At 57.0% G+C, this 14346-nt stretch carries 15 protein-coding genes; 6 read left to right on the top strand and 9 right to left on the bottom strand.

Annotated elements, in window-relative coordinates:
* Window positions 1–230 precede the first annotated feature (230 nt).
* Genes trmFO through gluQRS form a run of 3 tightly spaced genes read left to right on the top strand, consistent with a single transcriptional unit; the run spans window position 231 to window position 3101 of the window.
* A complete protein-coding gene (gene trmFO / locus ACR0B8_RS04660; RefSeq protein ID WP_170348659.1) occupies window positions 231–1571 on the top strand; it encodes a methylenetetrahydrofolate--tRNA-(uracil(54)-C(5))-methyltransferase (FADH(2)-oxidizing) TrmFO in 1341 nt (446 codons plus the stop codon).
* Window positions 1572–1608: 37 nt separating this feature from the next.
* Complete coding sequence (locus ACR0B8_RS04655) at window positions 1609–2223, top strand: class I SAM-dependent DNA methyltransferase (RefSeq protein WP_170348658.1); 615 nt, start codon at window positions 1609–1611, stop codon at window positions 2221–2223.
* The gene (gene gluQRS / locus ACR0B8_RS04650; RefSeq protein WP_480657641.1) at window positions 2220–3101 is read left to right on the top strand and encodes a tRNA glutamyl-Q(34) synthetase GluQRS; all 882 of its coding nucleotides are present in this window, start codon (window positions 2220–2222) and stop codon (window positions 3099–3101) included. Before ACR0B8_RS04655 ends, gluQRS begins: the two co-directional genes overlap by 4 nt.
* A 5-nt stretch (window positions 3102–3106) precedes the next feature.
* Here gluQRS and hisI read toward each other — a convergent pair whose 3' ends face one another.
* On the bottom strand, window positions 3107–3496 hold the full coding sequence (hisI, locus tag ACR0B8_RS04645; RefSeq protein ID WP_170358401.1) for a phosphoribosyl-AMP cyclohydrolase: 390 nt from the start codon (window positions 3494–3496) through the stop codon (window positions 3107–3109).
* Window positions 3497–3544: 48 nt separating this feature from the next.
* Here hisI and ACR0B8_RS04640 point away from each other — a divergent pair, with 48 nt between their 5' ends.
* Together ACR0B8_RS04640 and ACR0B8_RS04635 are read left to right on the top strand one after the other, a co-directional pair.
* Window positions 3545–3997: an iron-sulfur cluster assembly scaffold protein gene (locus tag ACR0B8_RS04640; protein WP_170358399.1), complete on the top strand. Its 453-nt coding sequence runs from the start codon at window positions 3545–3547 to the stop codon at window positions 3995–3997.
* Between the two features lie 59 nt (window positions 3998–4056).
* Complete coding sequence (locus ACR0B8_RS04635) at window positions 4057–4695, top strand: MarC family protein (protein ID WP_170393995.1); 639 nt, start codon at window positions 4057–4059, stop codon at window positions 4693–4695.
* Window positions 4696–4880: 185 nt separating this feature from the next.
* Here ACR0B8_RS04635 and ACR0B8_RS04630 read toward each other — a convergent pair whose 3' ends face one another.
* The 5 genes from ACR0B8_RS04630 to sciP all read right to left on the bottom strand — a co-directional run bounded on the left by ACR0B8_RS04630 (window position 4881) and on the right by sciP (window position 10540).
* On the bottom strand, window positions 4881–5003 hold the full coding sequence (locus ACR0B8_RS04630; protein ID WP_264187059.1) for a hypothetical protein: 123 nt from the start codon (window positions 5001–5003) through the stop codon (window positions 4881–4883).
* Between the two features lie 111 nt (window positions 5004–5114).
* Entirely contained in the window at window positions 5115–7205 is a 2091-nt protein-coding gene (gene recG, locus ACR0B8_RS04625; RefSeq protein WP_480657644.1) for an ATP-dependent DNA helicase RecG, read from the bottom strand.
* Window positions 7202–9328, bottom strand: a complete 2127-nt coding sequence (gene ligA / locus ACR0B8_RS04620) for an NAD-dependent DNA ligase LigA (RefSeq protein ID WP_480657646.1) — start codon at window positions 9326–9328, stop codon at window positions 7202–7204. Before ligA ends, recG begins: the two co-directional genes overlap by 4 nt.
* Window positions 9329–9447: 119 nt before the next feature.
* Complete coding sequence (ctrA, locus tag ACR0B8_RS04615; protein ID WP_170348651.1) at window positions 9448–10164, bottom strand: response regulator transcription factor CtrA; 717 nt, start codon at window positions 10162–10164, stop codon at window positions 9448–9450.
* An 82-nt stretch (window positions 10165–10246) separates the two neighbouring features.
* Complete coding sequence (gene sciP / locus ACR0B8_RS04610) at window positions 10247–10540, bottom strand: CtrA inhibitor SciP (protein ID WP_226688473.1); 294 nt, start codon at window positions 10538–10540, stop codon at window positions 10247–10249.
* A 129-nt stretch (window positions 10541–10669) separates the two neighbouring features.
* On the opposite strand from sciP, the gene mnmA reads away from it, so the two are divergent.
* On the top strand, window positions 10670–11815 hold the full coding sequence (gene mnmA / locus ACR0B8_RS04605) for a tRNA 2-thiouridine(34) synthase MnmA (RefSeq protein ID WP_226688474.1): 1146 nt from the start codon (window positions 10670–10672) through the stop codon (window positions 11813–11815).
* Here the strand turns inward: mnmA and ACR0B8_RS04600 are convergent.
* From ACR0B8_RS04600 to ACR0B8_RS04590, 3 genes are read right to left on the bottom strand one after another with little or no spacing between them, the layout of a single operon-like run.
* Window positions 11812–12393 carry a cadmium resistance transporter gene (locus ACR0B8_RS04600; protein WP_226688475.1) on the bottom strand — a complete coding sequence of 194 codons (582 nt, stop codon included), beginning with the start codon at window positions 12391–12393 and terminating at the stop codon, window positions 11812–11814. The two genes, mnmA and ACR0B8_RS04600, sit on opposite strands and share 4 nt — an antisense overlap.
* Window positions 12393–13550, bottom strand: coding sequence for a lipid-A-disaccharide synthase (lpxB, locus tag ACR0B8_RS04595; RefSeq protein ID WP_480657649.1), 1158 nt, complete (start codon window positions 13548–13550; stop codon window positions 12393–12395). Before lpxB ends, ACR0B8_RS04600 begins: the two co-directional genes overlap by 1 nt.
* Window positions 13550–14344, bottom strand: a complete 795-nt coding sequence (locus ACR0B8_RS04590) for an LpxI family protein (protein WP_480636583.1) — start codon at window positions 14342–14344, stop codon at window positions 13550–13552. Before ACR0B8_RS04590 ends, lpxB begins: the two co-directional genes overlap by 1 nt.
* Between the last annotated feature and the right edge of the window lie 2 nt (window positions 14345–14346).

The raw sequence follows: 14346 nt of genomic DNA, 5'->3' as shown, positions 1-14346 counted from the left end.
ACGATTGTTCGTAATTTTGCACTTCCCAAAAGGGCGACACTGTGGCAATGCTGGGACAGGGCTATGGCTCTAGATACACTTTTTGGGTCGCCGTGGGCGGAAGGTCCCTCCAAGCTGGTTTCTCTCACCGGCGTCGACATTCCCGCAGCGGCGACCCCAAAATTCCCTTAAATTCTTAAACTAAGCGGCCTGTGTTGCGTTGCACGGTTCACTGTCCTATGTGGCAGCGCATGACACAAAAACTGCATATCGTGGGCGGCGGCATGGCCGGGTCCGAGGCCGCCTGGCAGGCGGCGGAAATGGGCGTAGATGTGGTGATCCACGAAATGCGACCCAAAGTAGGCACCTTTGCGCACCAAACTGGCAATCTGGCCGAGATGGTGTGTTCGAACTCATTCCGCTCAGACGATGATGAACAGAACGCCGTTGGCTTGCTGCATTGGGAAATGCGCGCCGCGAACGGCCTGATCATGACAACAGCGGACGCGCACCGGCTGCCCGCGGGTGGTGCGCTTGCTGTAGACCGCGATCCTTTTGCCGAGGCGGTTACCGCCAAACTGCAGGCCCATCCGCGTATCGAGGTTACAGGGGAAGAAGTCACTGCCCTGCCCGATGACGGCCACTGGATCTTTGCCACTGGTCCTTTGACATCGGCAACATTGGGTGACTCCATCCGAACCGAAACGGGTGCAGAGTCCCTGGCATTTTTCGACGCCATTGCCCCGATTGTCTATGCCGACAGCATCGATATGAGCAAAGCCTGGATGCAATCGCGCTATGACAAAGGCGAGACCGAGGAAGAACGCACCGCCTATCTGAACTGCCCAATGGACCGCGATCAGTATGAGGCATTTATCGACGCTCTGCTGGCCGCTGACAAAACTGAGTTTCACGAAGGCGAAACGGCGGGGTATTTCGACGGCTGCCTTCCGATCGAGGTGATGTCAGAGCGTGGTCGCGAAACGCTGCGCCACGGCCCGATGAAGCCGGTCGGCCTTACTAATCCTCATCAGCCTGACGTCAAACCGCATGCGGTGGTGCAACTGCGCCGCGACAATGCCCTTGGCACGCTGTTCAATATCGTCGGCTTTCAAACCAAGATGAAATATGGCGCGCAGACCGAAGTGTTCCGTATGATCCCCGGTCTGGAAAACGCCAGCTTTGCGCGGTTGGGCGGTATTCACCGCAATACGTTTATCAACTCTCCGACGCTTTTGGATGCGCAGATGCGGTTGAAATCGAAACCAAATATCCGTTTTGCGGGGCAGATCACCGGGGTCGAAGGTTATGTCGAAAGCGCGGCGATGGGCCTGTTGGCCGGTCGTCTGGCCGCGGCCGAGATTCTGGGCCGGACCCTGCCCGAGGTTCCGCAGGACAGCGCCATGGGCGCCCTGATCCACCACATCACCGGCGGGGCCGAGGCCAAGACTTTTCAGCCCATGAACGTCAATTTCGGCTTATTCCGACCAGTCGACGGGCTAAAAGGCGGTCGGCGCGGTCGCAAGGACCGCTACAAAGCTTATACGGATCGCGCCAAGGCCGAGTGGACTAACTGGCTGGAGCAGTGTTGACTGGACGCTGTTGGCTCATGCAGCGTAGTATCCGTGTATGAGCGATAAGTACCTCAAAGACGTCTATAATCTGGACACCCCGCAAGAGACGCATGCGCACTATCAAAAATGGGCGTCCTCCTATGATGCCGAGGTTGGCGCGCATGGCTATGCGACCCCCGGGCGGGTGGCCGAGGCGTTATGGTCAAGACTGCCCGAGCCGCAAACACCGATCCTGGATTATGGCTGTGGCACCGGATTGTCCGGTGTAGCCTTGCGTGCGGCGGGTTTCGAAGTGATTGACGGCGTTGATCCAACTCCGAAGATGCTAGAAGGCGCTCTGGCCAAGGGGGTCTATAGAAGTCTTTCAACCTTTGAGATCACCAATCCCGATCCGTTGGATCAAGGAGCCTACAAGGCGATCACCGCAATCGGTGTCATTGGGGTTGGCGCAGCACCGCCCGAGGTTTTCGATATGCTGATGCGCGCGCTTCCCGAAGGTGGCCTGCTTGGCTTTTCCTTTAATGATCATGCGCTTGAGGACGTCTCTTACACTTCACGCTTGAATGATTGGCTTGATATGGGGGCAGCTCGTTTGCTGTTTCGGGAATACGGTCCTCACCTACCAGGAATGGACCTTAAGTCAGACGTATATATCGTTGAAAAAGCGTGATATTTAAAACCCGATTTGCGCCATCTCCCACAGGGCCGTTGCATCTGGGACATGCGTATTCAGCGATGCTCGCCCATGATCTAGCCGGGTCTGAAGACGGTCAATTCCTGCTGCGGATCGAGGATATCGACCAATCTCGATCGCGCGCCCACTGGGAAGAACAAATTTATGATGACCTGCGGTGGCTTGAGCTGTGTTGGCCTGAACCCATCATGCGTCAGTCCGACCGGTTGGCAGTATATGACAGAGCATTGGATGACTTGTGGTCGCGGGGCCTGCTTTATCCCTGCACCTGCAACCGCAAAGATATCGCCGCTGCGGCCAGTGCCCCACAAGAAGGTGTACCGCTGCACGGGCCTGATGGGATCATTTACCCTGGGACGTGCCATGGCAAACGTCGAGACACACAACGTCCCACGGACATTCCTTTGAGATTGGATATGGCCGCTGCAGGCCGCGTGCTTACGGGTTCGGCCCAACCCGGTGCAAAAGTCGGCGCATTTCACGAATCCGGCGCGGGACCAAATGGAGAGACGGGCACCATCCCGTTTTCTTTAGGCGATCTGACAGACACAATCGGCGACGTTATCCTGTCGCGACGCGATATGGGAACGTCTTATCACTTGTCAGTGGTCTTGGACGACGCCGCACAGGGTATTACCCACGTTGTACGCGGACAGGACCTGTTCGAATCGACCCGTATTCATGTTGTGCTGCAAGCCTTGCTGGGTTTACCGACACCGCAGTACCTTCATCACCGGTTGATCCGCGACGACGTAGGAAAACGTCTAGCCAAGCGTGACGATGCGCGGGCGATCTCGAAATACCGGGCCGAGGGGGCGTCGCCAGCAGATATCCGGGCGATGGTTGGACTGTGAACCGGTCACTCCATGGGTGACATCAGCTCGACCTCGTCGCCGTCTCGTACCGCGGTATAGAAACAGGTACGGCGATTTGTATGGCACGCAGCACCGGTTTGACGCACTAGAACCAGCAAACAATCGCGGTCGCAATCAAAGCGGAAATCCACCAATTCCTGCACATGGCCCGAGGTTTCGCCCTTGATCCAAAACGACTGACGCGACCGCGACCAATATGTGACGCGCCCGGTTTCCAACGTCTTCTCAATGGCTTGAATATTCATCCAAGCCATCATCAACACTTCGCCCGAGCTTGCATCCTGAGCGATGGCAGGGATCAGCCCGGCCTCATTAAACTTCAGCGAGGACGGATCAAACGCGACGGTGGCAGACATGAGAAAAACCTTTTGCATCCCGGTAGATGCTCACTATGTATGGGGAACAGACAACGAGGGAAAGCCATGTCCGGCGAGAACGACCTGATAAAGCTCTATTCCGGCCGCATTCTGGCGCTGGCTGCGGATATTCCGCATCTGGACCGGCTTGAGAATCCTGATGCTACGGTGAAAAAACGCTCACCCCTGTGCGGGTCGACGGTGACCGTGGATGTGAAGATACAGGACGGCAAGATCTCGGAGTTCGGGCAGGACGTCAAAGCCTGTGCCTTGGGCCAGGCTTCGGCCTCAGTCGTGGGCAGTGCCATCATCGGGGCGACTCGGGCGCAGGTGGAAACTGCGTGCGATCAATTGGCCGCCATGTTGAAGAAAGACGGGCCCGTACCTGATGCACCATTTGATGGGCTCGAAGTTCTGATCCCTGCGCGGGACTACAAGAACCGCCACGCATCGATACTGCTGGCCCTTGAGGCCACCGCCGAAGCGATGCGGCAAGCTGAACAGGCAAATTGCGCATAACATTGGAATTTTTGCGGGCAATCCGGTTTAATCACCCCGCATGATGTCGGGGGGATTGGATGGAAAAATTGCTTGAACACTTTGTTACACTCTGGGTCGTAATTGACCCGATTGGCACAATCCCTGTTTTCATAGCCGTCACAGCGGGCCTGACTGCAGCGGCCCGTCGCAAAACCGCCCTGCTCGCCGCGCTGGTCAGCGCTGGTGTCCTTCTGTTCTTTTTGATTTTCGGCCAATTGCTGATCGAGGCGTTGGATATCGGACTGAATTCGTTTCAGGTCGCTGGTGGTATCATCCTGTTCCTTTTTGCGCTGACAATGATCTTTGGCGAAAGCAAACAAGTCGTCGAACAGCATGAAGCTGAAGAGGAAATGGAGATTTCCGCCAACAAACCCAATCCGGCGATTTTCCCGTTGGCAGTACCGTCCTTGGCGTCACCCGGTGCAATGCTGGCGATTGTCATTCTCACCGACAATAACCGTTACAGCGCCGCGGATCAGGGTATTACGGCGCTGGTCATGCTGTCCGTTATTCTGATTTCGTTTATTCTGATGCTGCTGGCGGACCCGATAATCCGTGTAATCCGTTCTTCGGGTGCGGCGATTATCAGCCGGGTCATGGGAATGATCTTGGCTTCGGTCGCAGTGAATTCCGTTCTGTCCGCGCTTCTTGAGATCATGAAAACCGGGCAGTTATAAGAAAAAACCGCCGCACCTTCCGGGCGGAAAGGGCGGCGGCAGGTTGTGCGTGTCTCGCGTGGGGTCCGGATAGCCGCACGGGGCCGAGGCAGGCCCCTCAAGGGAATTGGGACAGGCAGGTCACCCTTGACTGAAATGGGGATGACAGCGCGGTATGATCGGCACGAGATCGCAGGCAGAAAGGCTTAGAACGCTCCGGGCAGGTGCAGGGCAACCATCAACATGACCACCAAAGACACGGCCCCCACAGCATCCTGCAAAATCGTCGATTGCGAGCGGCTCAGGGCAGTCTTGATCTGGGTCAGCATGGTCTCACCTCCGGTCGAGATTTAATCCTTTGTTGACCTTTTGTTCTCATATTTTGATGAGTCGGTAAAGAACTTTTTGAGAACATTTGTGAACTTAGTGGAACAAAGTTTCTAACCTACTGAAATCAAACGGATTGCCTGATCCTGTTTCATAAGCCACAGCAGAACACGTGCCGCCTGCCCACGGTCCGATTTCAAACGGGGATCAGCAGACAGTAACGCACGGGCATCAGTCTGCGCTGTTGCCATCAACCCAGCCTGACGTTCCAGGTCCGCAATCCGGAACTTCGGCAACCCGGATTGCGCTGTCCCGATCAAATCACCCGCACCACGCATCTGCAGATCAGTTTCTGAAATGCGAAACCCGTCTTCGGTTTCGCGCAGCACTTCTAATCGTTTGCGTCCTCCTTCACTGAGCGGAGGCTGATACATCAACAAACAGGTTGAATCCGCCTCGCCCCGCCCAACACGGCCGCGCAACTGGTGCAGTTGCGCAAGCCCAAAAATCTCAGCGCGCTCTATAACCATGATTGAGGCATTTGGCACGTTGACCCCAACCTCGATCACGGTCGTGGCGACCAGTACCTTGGTTTGCCCGTCCTGAAAGGCCTTCATGGCGGCATCTTTGTCGACCGATGGCATCTGGCCATGCACCAACCCGACCACTCCTTCGCCCAGAATGGCGCGCAAGCGCTTGAAACGCTCTTCGGCTGCCGTAAGGTCCGAAACTTCGGATTCGTCGACCAACGGACAGACCCAGTAACACTGTCGTCCTTCATCAATCGCTCGACGTAGGTGCGAAACGACATCGTCCATGCGATCTGTGCTGATGATGGCAGTCTTGATGGGTTTTCGTCCCGGCGGTTTTTCGTCTAGCACCGAAACATCCATATCGCCATATTGCGCCAAGGCCAGACTGCGAGGGATCGGAGTGGCGGTCATCACCAGCACATCCGCGCCCTGCCCTTTTTCCGACAACTCCATTCGTTGCCGAACACCGAACCGGTGCTGTTCATCAACAATCGCAAGCCGGAGCGCCCTGAATTCAACATCGCTTTGAAATACCGCGTGAGTTCCGACCAGGATTTGAATTTCGCCATTCTTCAGCGCCGCCAGCTTTGCACGTCGTTCCGCGCCCTTGTCCCGGCCAGTGAGGATTTCCAGCACGACCCCAGCCTCTTCGGCCAACGGGCGCAATCCCTCCAGATGTTGCCGGGCCAGAATTTCGGTAGGCGCCATCATGACGCCCTGGCCTTTGGCCTCGACCGCGATGAGCAAGGCCATGAAGGCCACCAGCGTCTTGCCCGCACCCACGTCTCCCTGCAATAACCGGTTCATACGCGCGTCCGAGGCCATATCGCCACCTATGTCGTCAAGGGCCCGCAGCTGCGCTTTGGTAGGTTGATATGGCAGGCTGGTAAGAACCTTGGCCTGCAAAGCCCCCGTTCCGACACTGACCAGACCCCGCGCTTTCCGCTCTCGCTGACGGGCCAAGGCCAACGTCAATTGATGCGCAAACAACTCATCATAGGCCAGACGTTCCCGTGCCGGAGCATGAGGCGCCACATCATCTGCCCCCTGCGGGTTATGCGCAGCTGCAATTGCAGTGGCCCAGGCTGACCACCCTTGCTTAGCCACCAGGGCGGGATCGATCCATTCAGCCAATTCCGGGGCCCGCGCCAACGCGCTGCGGGCAGCTTTATAGGCCGTTTTCTGCGTGATCCCCTGAGTCAGATGATACACCGGTTCAAAATCCGGAATTTCCTGCGCCTCTTCCACAGGCACCATATGATCCGGGTGGACCATCTGCGCCATGCCATCGAACAGTTCGAGCTTGCCCGAAATCACCCGCCGTGAACCTTCCGGCAAAATACGCTTCAGGTAGTCACCACGCGCGTGAAAGAACACCAACTGGAAATCTGCCTGGCTATCCTCGACATGCACCCGGTAAGCGCCGCCCTTACTGCGGGCGGGCCGGTGCGTACCAACAGTCACTTCAACTGTCAGAGTGGTCGGCAGGTCAACACCCTGAATCGTATCGCGCCGACGGCGGTCAATGACGGCATATGGCAGGCTGAACAGCACATCGCGCGGCGACTCCGTCCCCGCTTGGGTCAAGACCTGAGCTGTCTTCGGCCCAACTCCATCCAATGTTTCCAACCCCGCGAACAGCGGAAACAGGCTTTCTGGGCGCCCGCTCATGCGGTTCCGATCAGCTGCAACCAGCCATCCTCATCCAATGTTTCAATACCCAGTTCGGCGGCTTTTCTGGCTTTGGAGCCAGCACCAGGGCCGGCAACCAGAATGTCGGTTTTCTTGCTGACCGAACCCGAGACTTTAGCCCCTAATGCCTCGGCGCGGGCCTTGGCCTCGGCGCGAGTCATCTTTTCCAGCGTGCCCGTGAAGACGACCGTTTTGCCTGCGACCGGACTGCCGGCTGTGTCGGGGCGTTTCGCCTCTTGTATGTCCAGCTGGGCGACCAGCGCATCAATGCTGGCGCGCTCGGCCTTTTGCGCGAAGGCTGATATGAGAGCGCGGGCCATAACCTCGCCGACGCCATCCACGTCCAACAAGTCGTCCCATTCGGGGCCTTCGAACCCCGCCGCAGAGGTAATGGCCCGTTCAAAGTCACCCCAGTTTCCATAATGTGTCGCGATCAGGTTCGACGCGGCCTCACCCAAATGGCGGATGCCAAGTGCAAACAGTAGCCGACCAAAGGGAATTTTGCGTTTCTCGTCGATGGCCTCCCACAGGTTACCCGCACTTTGCGCCCCCCAGCCTTTGCGATTGGCCAGTTTGTTCAGGTTTGCCGCGTCGCGTGTCTGCAGGGTGAAAATATCGACCGGCGTTCTGACTGGCAGATCCGGGTCATCGTAAAACATCTCGATCTGCTTGGCGCCCAAACCTTCGATGTCGAAGGCCTTGCGAGAAACGAAGTGCTTCAGCTTTTCAACCGCCTGTGCCGGACAAATTACACCCCCGGTACAGCGGCGCACTGCGTCGCCCTCTTCGCGGACCGCGTCGCTGTTGCATTGGGGGCAGGTCTTGGGGAACTGAAACGGCTCTGCCCCTTCAGGTCGTTTCGAGATATCGACATCGGCAAGTTTCGGGATCACATCACCGGCTCGGTATACCTGCACCCAATCACCGACCCGAATATCCTTGCCGTCGCGGATAGTACCACCTTTGGCGTCACGACCCGCAATATAATCTTCGTTGTGCAAGGTGGCATTCGACACGACCACACCACCCACCGTGACCGGGTGCAAGCGGGCAACCGGGCTGAGCGCCCCAGTGCGGCCAACCTGAATGTCGATCGCTTCAAGTCGGGTCCAGGCCAGTTCTGCAGGAAACTTGTGCGCAATCGCCCAGCGGGGGGTTGTGGAGCGGAATCCCAGACGACCCTGCAAGGACAGATCGTTCACTTTGTAGACGACGCCGTCAATATCATAACCCAAGGTGGATCGTTGGGCCTCGATTTCGCGGTAATGCGCCAGCATCTGATCCGTCGTTTCACACAGCTGGGTCAGGGAATTGGTGGCGAAACCAAGACCGCGCAACCGGTCGATTGCCTTCATTTGGGTTTCTGCCAACGGTTCGGACAGCTCACCCCAGGCATAGGCAAAGAACCGCAATGGACGGGATCGCGTGACGGACGAATCCAATTGCCGCAAGGAACCCGCTGCTGCGTTTCGTGGATTGGCGAAAGGCTTTTCACCTGCCTCTTCCTGCCGCGCATTTAGCTTTTCGAAGTCTTCATGAGACATGTAGACCTCGCCCCGAACTTCCAAAATGTCCGGCGCATTTTCCAAGGTTTGGGGAATATCTGAAATCGTCCGGGCATTTGCCGTGACATTTTCACCAACTTCGCCGTCTCCGCGGGTGGCCGCCTGAACCAATTTGCCCTTCTCATACCGCAAGGAAAGCGACAGACCGTCAATTTTAGGTTCAGCCGTGTAAGACAAAGGTTTAGATGCTTCTAACCCGAGGTACTTTCGGATTGAGCGGTCAAAATCCTGCACGTCTTCGTCGTCGAACGCATTGCCCAGCGACATCATGCGAACAGCATGGGTAACTTTCGAAAAACCATCAGACGGGCGAGCGCCGACTTGATCCGAGGGGCTGTCGGCGCGCTTTAGTTGCGGAAACCGCGTTTCGATTTCAGCATTTCGACGCTTGAGCGCATCATATTCGGCGTCCGAAATCTCGGGGGCGTCTTCGCCGTAATACAGCGTGTTTGCCCGCGCCAACTGTTCGGCCAATTGCGCCAACTCAGCGCGCGCGGACTGTTCAGTCAGGTCAGATACCGGAATCAATTTGCTCATGGCCTCGCCCTGTCACTTAGTCTTGGACCTCAGTGATAGGGCGAGGTCATGTTCAGGTCCAGACGTGCTGTTCAGTGAGTGAAAGCGGTCGCCCCGGACCACGGGCGACCATGTTCAAATCAGGCCCCAACCGCCATCCGCGTTTCGTCAACACTGTTGCTTTGCGGATCACGCAGGACATAGCCCCTGCCCCAAACTGTCTCGATGTAATTTTCACCACTGGTGGCGTTGCTGAGTTTCTTACGCAGCTTGCAGATGAAAACGTCGATGATTTTCAACTCGGGCTCGTCCATGCCGCCATAAAGGTGGTTCAGGAACATCTCTTTAGTCAACGTGGTGCCCTTGCGTAGGCTGAGCAGCTCAAGCATCTGATATTCCTTACCGGTCAGATGAACCGCCTTGCCTTCCACTTCGACCGTTTTGGCATCGAGGTTAACCGCAACGCGACCGGTCTGGATGATGGATTGCGAATGCCCTTTTGAGCGGCGGATGATGGCATGGATTCGGGCCACCAACTCCTCTCGATGGAAGGGCTTGGTCATATAATCGTCGGCACCGAACCCAAAACCTTTGATTTTGCTTTCCGTGTCGTCTGCGCCTGACAGGATCAGGATCGGTGTTTCCACCCGAGCGATGCGCAGTTGCCGCAGGACTTCATGCCCATTCATGTCCGGCAAATTCAAGTCCAGCAGGATCAGATCGTAGTCATAAAGCTTTGCAAGATCGATACCTTCCTCACCCAAATCCGTTGCATAGACGTTGAGGTTTGCGTGTGTCAGCATCAATTCAATGCTTTTGGACGTAGTCGGATCATCCTCGACAAGAAGTATACGCATTTACTGCTCCAATTCGGGTCAATTTACCAATTCAAATTGAGCCTGCTCAAAAATGGTTAATCTGACGTTACCGTTGAATCATTTATTCCCTTTCACCCTTAGGTTGTCGATATTTTTTTATCGCGGTCACCTTTAAAGCGTCTGTGCCGTGTTCTGCGACGGCCGCAACCCACGCGTTAAATTCCTCATCACTGAGGTCGTATCGCTTTTTGGCGTCTGACAGTGTGATCAGCCCATAAACCACTCCCCGCACGACGATTGCCTTGCGCGATGCGACCCAGCGTGTCGTATCCTTTGGCGGCAGATCGGCGCGCGATAAAACTGTTCCATCCGGTAAGGTTATGGATCTTGGCCCCTCAACTTTGTGCAAAAACATTTTATGACCCTCTTCGTGCTGCGACAAAGCTGACACCACCCTACTTAATGCTGAGTGAAACCGCCCCTTGAGAGTGTGTAGAATTTTCCTATATTCTGCCGGTCTTTCTTAACCCGCACTGGAATCACCATGGCCCTCGCTGCCGAGACCCAACTCAATTCGCTTGGCTTTGCCAAACCGCCCTCGGAAACGCGGGTGGTTGTTGCCATGTCCGGTGGCGTAGACAGCTCTGTCGTGGCGGCCCACCTGGCCGACCAGGGCTATGACGTGGTTGGTGTAACGCTACAGCTTTACGATCATGGTGCAGCGCTGGCCAAGAAAGGTGCTTGCTGTGCGGGGATCGATATCCATGACGCACGCCGTGTGGCCGAGGAACGCGGCTTTCCCCACTATGTTTTGGATTACGAGAACATCTTCAAAGACGCGGTGATCGACGAGTTTGCTGACAGCTATCTGGCAGGTGCTACTCCGGTGCCCTGCATCCGCTGCAACGAACGGGTCAAATTCAAGGATTTGCTGGAGACCGCCAAGGATCTTGAGGCCGACTGCATGGCCACCGGTCACTATATCCAACGCAAAATGGGTTCCAATGGGCCAGAGTTGCATAGCGCCGAGGACGCGAACCGCGATCAGTCCTATTTCCTGTTCTCGACCACGCCCGAGCAGTTGGATTTCCTGCGTTTCCCTCTGGGCCACCTGCCCTCGAAGGACGCCACCCGCGAGATGGCCGCGCAATACGGGCTGGCCGTGGCGGACAAGCCGGACAGTCAGGACATCTGCTTCGTGCCCAACGGCAATTATGCCAGCGTCATCGAAAAACTGCGCCCCGGTGCGGCAGAACCCGGTGAGATCGTGCATGCGGACGGTCGCGTTCTGGCGCAACATAACGGCGTGATCCACTATACCATCGGACAACGCCGCGGTCTGGGCATCGGTGGCCTTAGCGAGCCATTATATGTCGTAAAATTGGATGTGGATGCGAAACAAGTCGTTGTTGGCCCCAAAGAGATGCTGGCCACCCGAACCATTCCTGTGCGTGAAATCAACTGGCTTGGGGATGAACCCTTCACCTCACGAGATGAATGGCATGTTCTGGTCAAGGTCCGCTCGACCCGCCCCCCGCGCGAGGCGATCGTAAGACCTTTGTCCAATACCACGGCAGAGGTTGAGCTGTTGACGCCCGAAGAAGGTGTCTCACCCGGTCAGGCCTGTGTGTTTTACGCGTCGGAAGGCAGCCGTATCTTTGGCGGCGGCTGGATCTGGCGCGGGTACTAAATCGCGTCCGTCCACGAGTTGCTAAGGATATAGAGCCCGGCGCAAATCATCACATAGGGAACCAACCGTTCCAACCGCCGGGCCAGCGTGCCGCTCATGAACGGCGCTTTGGCCCCTAACAGCGCAACGGTTGCCAGACCAAGTGCCGCCAACACGGCCCCGATAACACCAGCCGTTCTGAACGTGGGGGCCGAGTCGGCCAGCAGAGGCGCAAGGACGGCAAACGTATCCATCGACAGGCTGATGAACAGCAGCGTGACCATGATCACCGACGCCCCGGTATCCAGATTTGCGTGCGTTTCAGTCTCGGTTCCCCGCCTTTGCCGAATCAAGGCTAAGATGCCCAAACTCAGAGGTATCAGACCCAGATACCCGGCCCAGTGCGGCACGACATCCTCAACCCCCAACGCCAGCAAGAGCGCAGCGCTGATCACGATCCCCTGCGCAAGCAGAAAGCCAAAGACCGCGCGTTTGGCCCCCGACACCAGCGATAGCGCCAGCAGCGCCGCCAGATTGTCCAGATTGGTCAGAATCTGAGCCATAAAGGCGGAAAGTCCGAACAGCACGAAATCCAGCATTACGGAGTCATCCGATCAAGAACGGCTTGGGCGGCCCTCAAACCGGGGGCCTCACCTCCGCGCCCCAGACGTTCCATCGTGAGGGTCATGGCATCGCGCTGCGCATCGGGGGCAGCTGCGACCTGTTTCAACGCCTCTGCTATCTGTTCAGGCTGGCAATCATCCAGCAAACACTCGGGGACCGTTCGGGTCTCGGACACCAGATTGACGAGCGTTACAGTATCCAGCTTGACCATCCGCTTGGCAATCAGAGTGGTCAGCCAGTTCAGATTATACGCTATCACCATAGGCGTCGATTGCGCGGCCAGTTCCAACGAAACCGTCCCCGAAGCGGCGAGTGACAACTCTGCCGCCGCAAACGCGACCTGCTTTTGTGCTTGTGCCTGATCCGAAGGCATCTCGCGCGGATCGACGACAACAGGGTTTCCGGGCCAGCTTTGCATATACTCGGTGACGGTATCCACCATATGCGCAACCGCGGGCACCACAATACGTGCGCACGGCCGTTCATTCAGATAAAGGCGCAGCGCCTCACCAAAGATCGGAGCCAGACGCTCAATCTCGCCTCCACGCGAACCAGGAAGCGCCAGTATGATCGGTGCGTCGCCCAGATCGTAGGTCGCGCGAAAATCCTGGATATCCTGATCCGAAGCTATCGGTTCGCTGGCCACCGGATGACCAACGAAATCACACTCCATCCCCGCACGTTCCATATAGGGCGGTTCAAATGGTAACAACGCCAGAACTTGGTCGATCACCTTGGCCATCTTGTCCGCGCGCCCGGGGCGCCATGCCCAGACACTGGGGGCGACGTAATGCACCGTTCTGATATCACTCTGCGCTTTTACCTGCTTGGCGACGCGCAGTGAAAAATCCGGGCTGTCGATGGTAATCAATACATCGGGCTGCGTATCCAGAACGGCCTGAGCGGTCTCAGAAATCCGGCGTTTCAGGTGGAAGAACTTGGGCAAAACCTCAACCAGCCCCATCACCGACAGTTCGGCCATTGGAAAGCGGCTGTCCAAACCCTGTGCCTGCATCAGCGGTCCGCCAACGCCATCGAACTGGATATCGGGTACGAGACTGCGCAACCCTTCCATCAAGGCGCCGCCCAAACGGTCGCCCGAAGGTTCACCGGCGACCAGGAAGACTCGCATCAGATCGCCCGCTCACGCACATACAGAAACAGGCCCAGACGGTTGCATTCGTCGATCACACGATCCTGTTGCAACACGATCACGCCACCTTTTTCGATGACAATACCCGCTAGCCCAGCTGCCACCGCACCAGAAACGGTCCCAGGGCCAATGGTCGGCAAGTCAGCACGTCGGTCCTGATCGGGTTTCGGCGCTTTGAACAAAACGCCACCCCCCGCATCCGGTCGTTGGGTCAAGGATTGCAGCATCCAATCTGTGCCGTAGATGCTTTCGACCGCAAGCGCCTGCCCTTTGTTCACCGCACAAGCCTGACCGATATCCGCAGCTCCCATGGCCCGCAGAATACCCGCTGCCCTGTCTGCATCGGACAGTTCAGCCTCGGATGGCTGCGTTTCGGTAAGGCACCCTAGTTCCGGCAGTAACGCCGGGGCAATTTCGTGAGCGGCACGAACGGTCAGTCCAGAGTTTTCGAATATGCCGATCACGGCGCGCAATGCCCCGTCATCCCCGGACATCATCGCCTGTTGCAGTACTGGAACCAGAGGCATCGTGGCCGCATCAATCCGCGATGGATCAATCGCGGGACGGCGCACCGCGCCAGCCATGCAAATCTCGGTCACGCCGCGCGCTTTCAAATCCGCAAGGAAGCTTCCCAACTGTTCCAATGGAAAGACGATATCCGCAGTCAAAGTGTCCGGTGTGAACCCTTCCATCGCACAAATCAGAGGGCGATCGGAAAGTTGGTCAACCACTTCGCCCGGTAATGCGCCTGTTCCAGCAATCAATGCCAGCATCG

The organism is Ruegeria sp. BH6 (assembly GCF_056538105.1).
Note: the sequence above shows the minus strand (reverse complement) of the source record. Positions and strands in the feature narration are given on the sequence as shown.

Bases quoted from the DNA above. Each gene is read 5' to 3' on its own strand.
- mnmA (WP_226688474.1), top strand. From the start codon at position 10,670: ATGGCCCTCGCTGCCGAGACCCAACTCAATTCGCTTGGCTTTGCCAAA.
- ligA (WP_480657646.1), bottom strand. From the start codon at position 9,328: ATGAGCAAATTGATTCCGGTATCTGACCTGACTGAACAGTCCGCGCGC.
- hisI (WP_170358401.1), bottom strand. From the start codon at position 3,496: ATGCAAAAGGTTTTTCTCATGTCTGCCACCGTCGCGTTTGATCCGTCC.
- sciP (WP_226688473.1), bottom strand. From the start codon at position 10,540: ATGTTTTTGCACAAAGTTGAGGGGCCAAGATCCATAACCTTACCGGAT.
- ctrA (WP_170348651.1), bottom strand. From the start codon at position 10,164: ATGCGTATACTTCTTGTCGAGGATGATCCGACTACGTCCAAAAGCATT.
- ACR0B8_RS04655 (WP_170348658.1), top strand. From the start codon at position 1,609: ATGAGCGATAAGTACCTCAAAGACGTCTATAATCTGGACACCCCGCAA.
- ACR0B8_RS04630 (WP_264187059.1), bottom strand. From the start codon at position 5,003: ATGCTGACCCAGATCAAGACTGCCCTGAGCCGCTCGCAATCGACGATT.
- ACR0B8_RS04640 (WP_170358399.1), top strand. From the start codon at position 3,545: ATGTCCGGCGAGAACGACCTGATAAAGCTCTATTCCGGCCGCATTCTG.
- trmFO (WP_170348659.1), top strand. From the start codon at position 231: ATGACACAAAAACTGCATATCGTGGGCGGCGGCATGGCCGGGTCCGAG.
- ACR0B8_RS04590 (WP_480636583.1), bottom strand. From the start codon at position 14,344: ATGCTGGCATTGATTGCTGGAACAGGCGCATTACCGGGCGAAGTGGTT.
- recG (WP_480657644.1), bottom strand. From the start codon at position 7,205: ATGAGCGGGCGCCCAGAAAGCCTGTTTCCGCTGTTCGCGGGGTTGGAA.
- ACR0B8_RS04600 (WP_226688475.1), bottom strand. From the start codon at position 12,393: ATGCTGGATTTCGTGCTGTTCGGACTTTCCGCCTTTATGGCTCAGATT.
- ACR0B8_RS04635 (WP_170393995.1), top strand. From the start codon at position 4,057: ATGGAAAAATTGCTTGAACACTTTGTTACACTCTGGGTCGTAATTGAC.
- lpxB (WP_480657649.1), bottom strand. From the start codon at position 13,550: ATGCGAGTCTTCCTGGTCGCCGGTGAACCTTCGGGCGACCGTTTGGGC.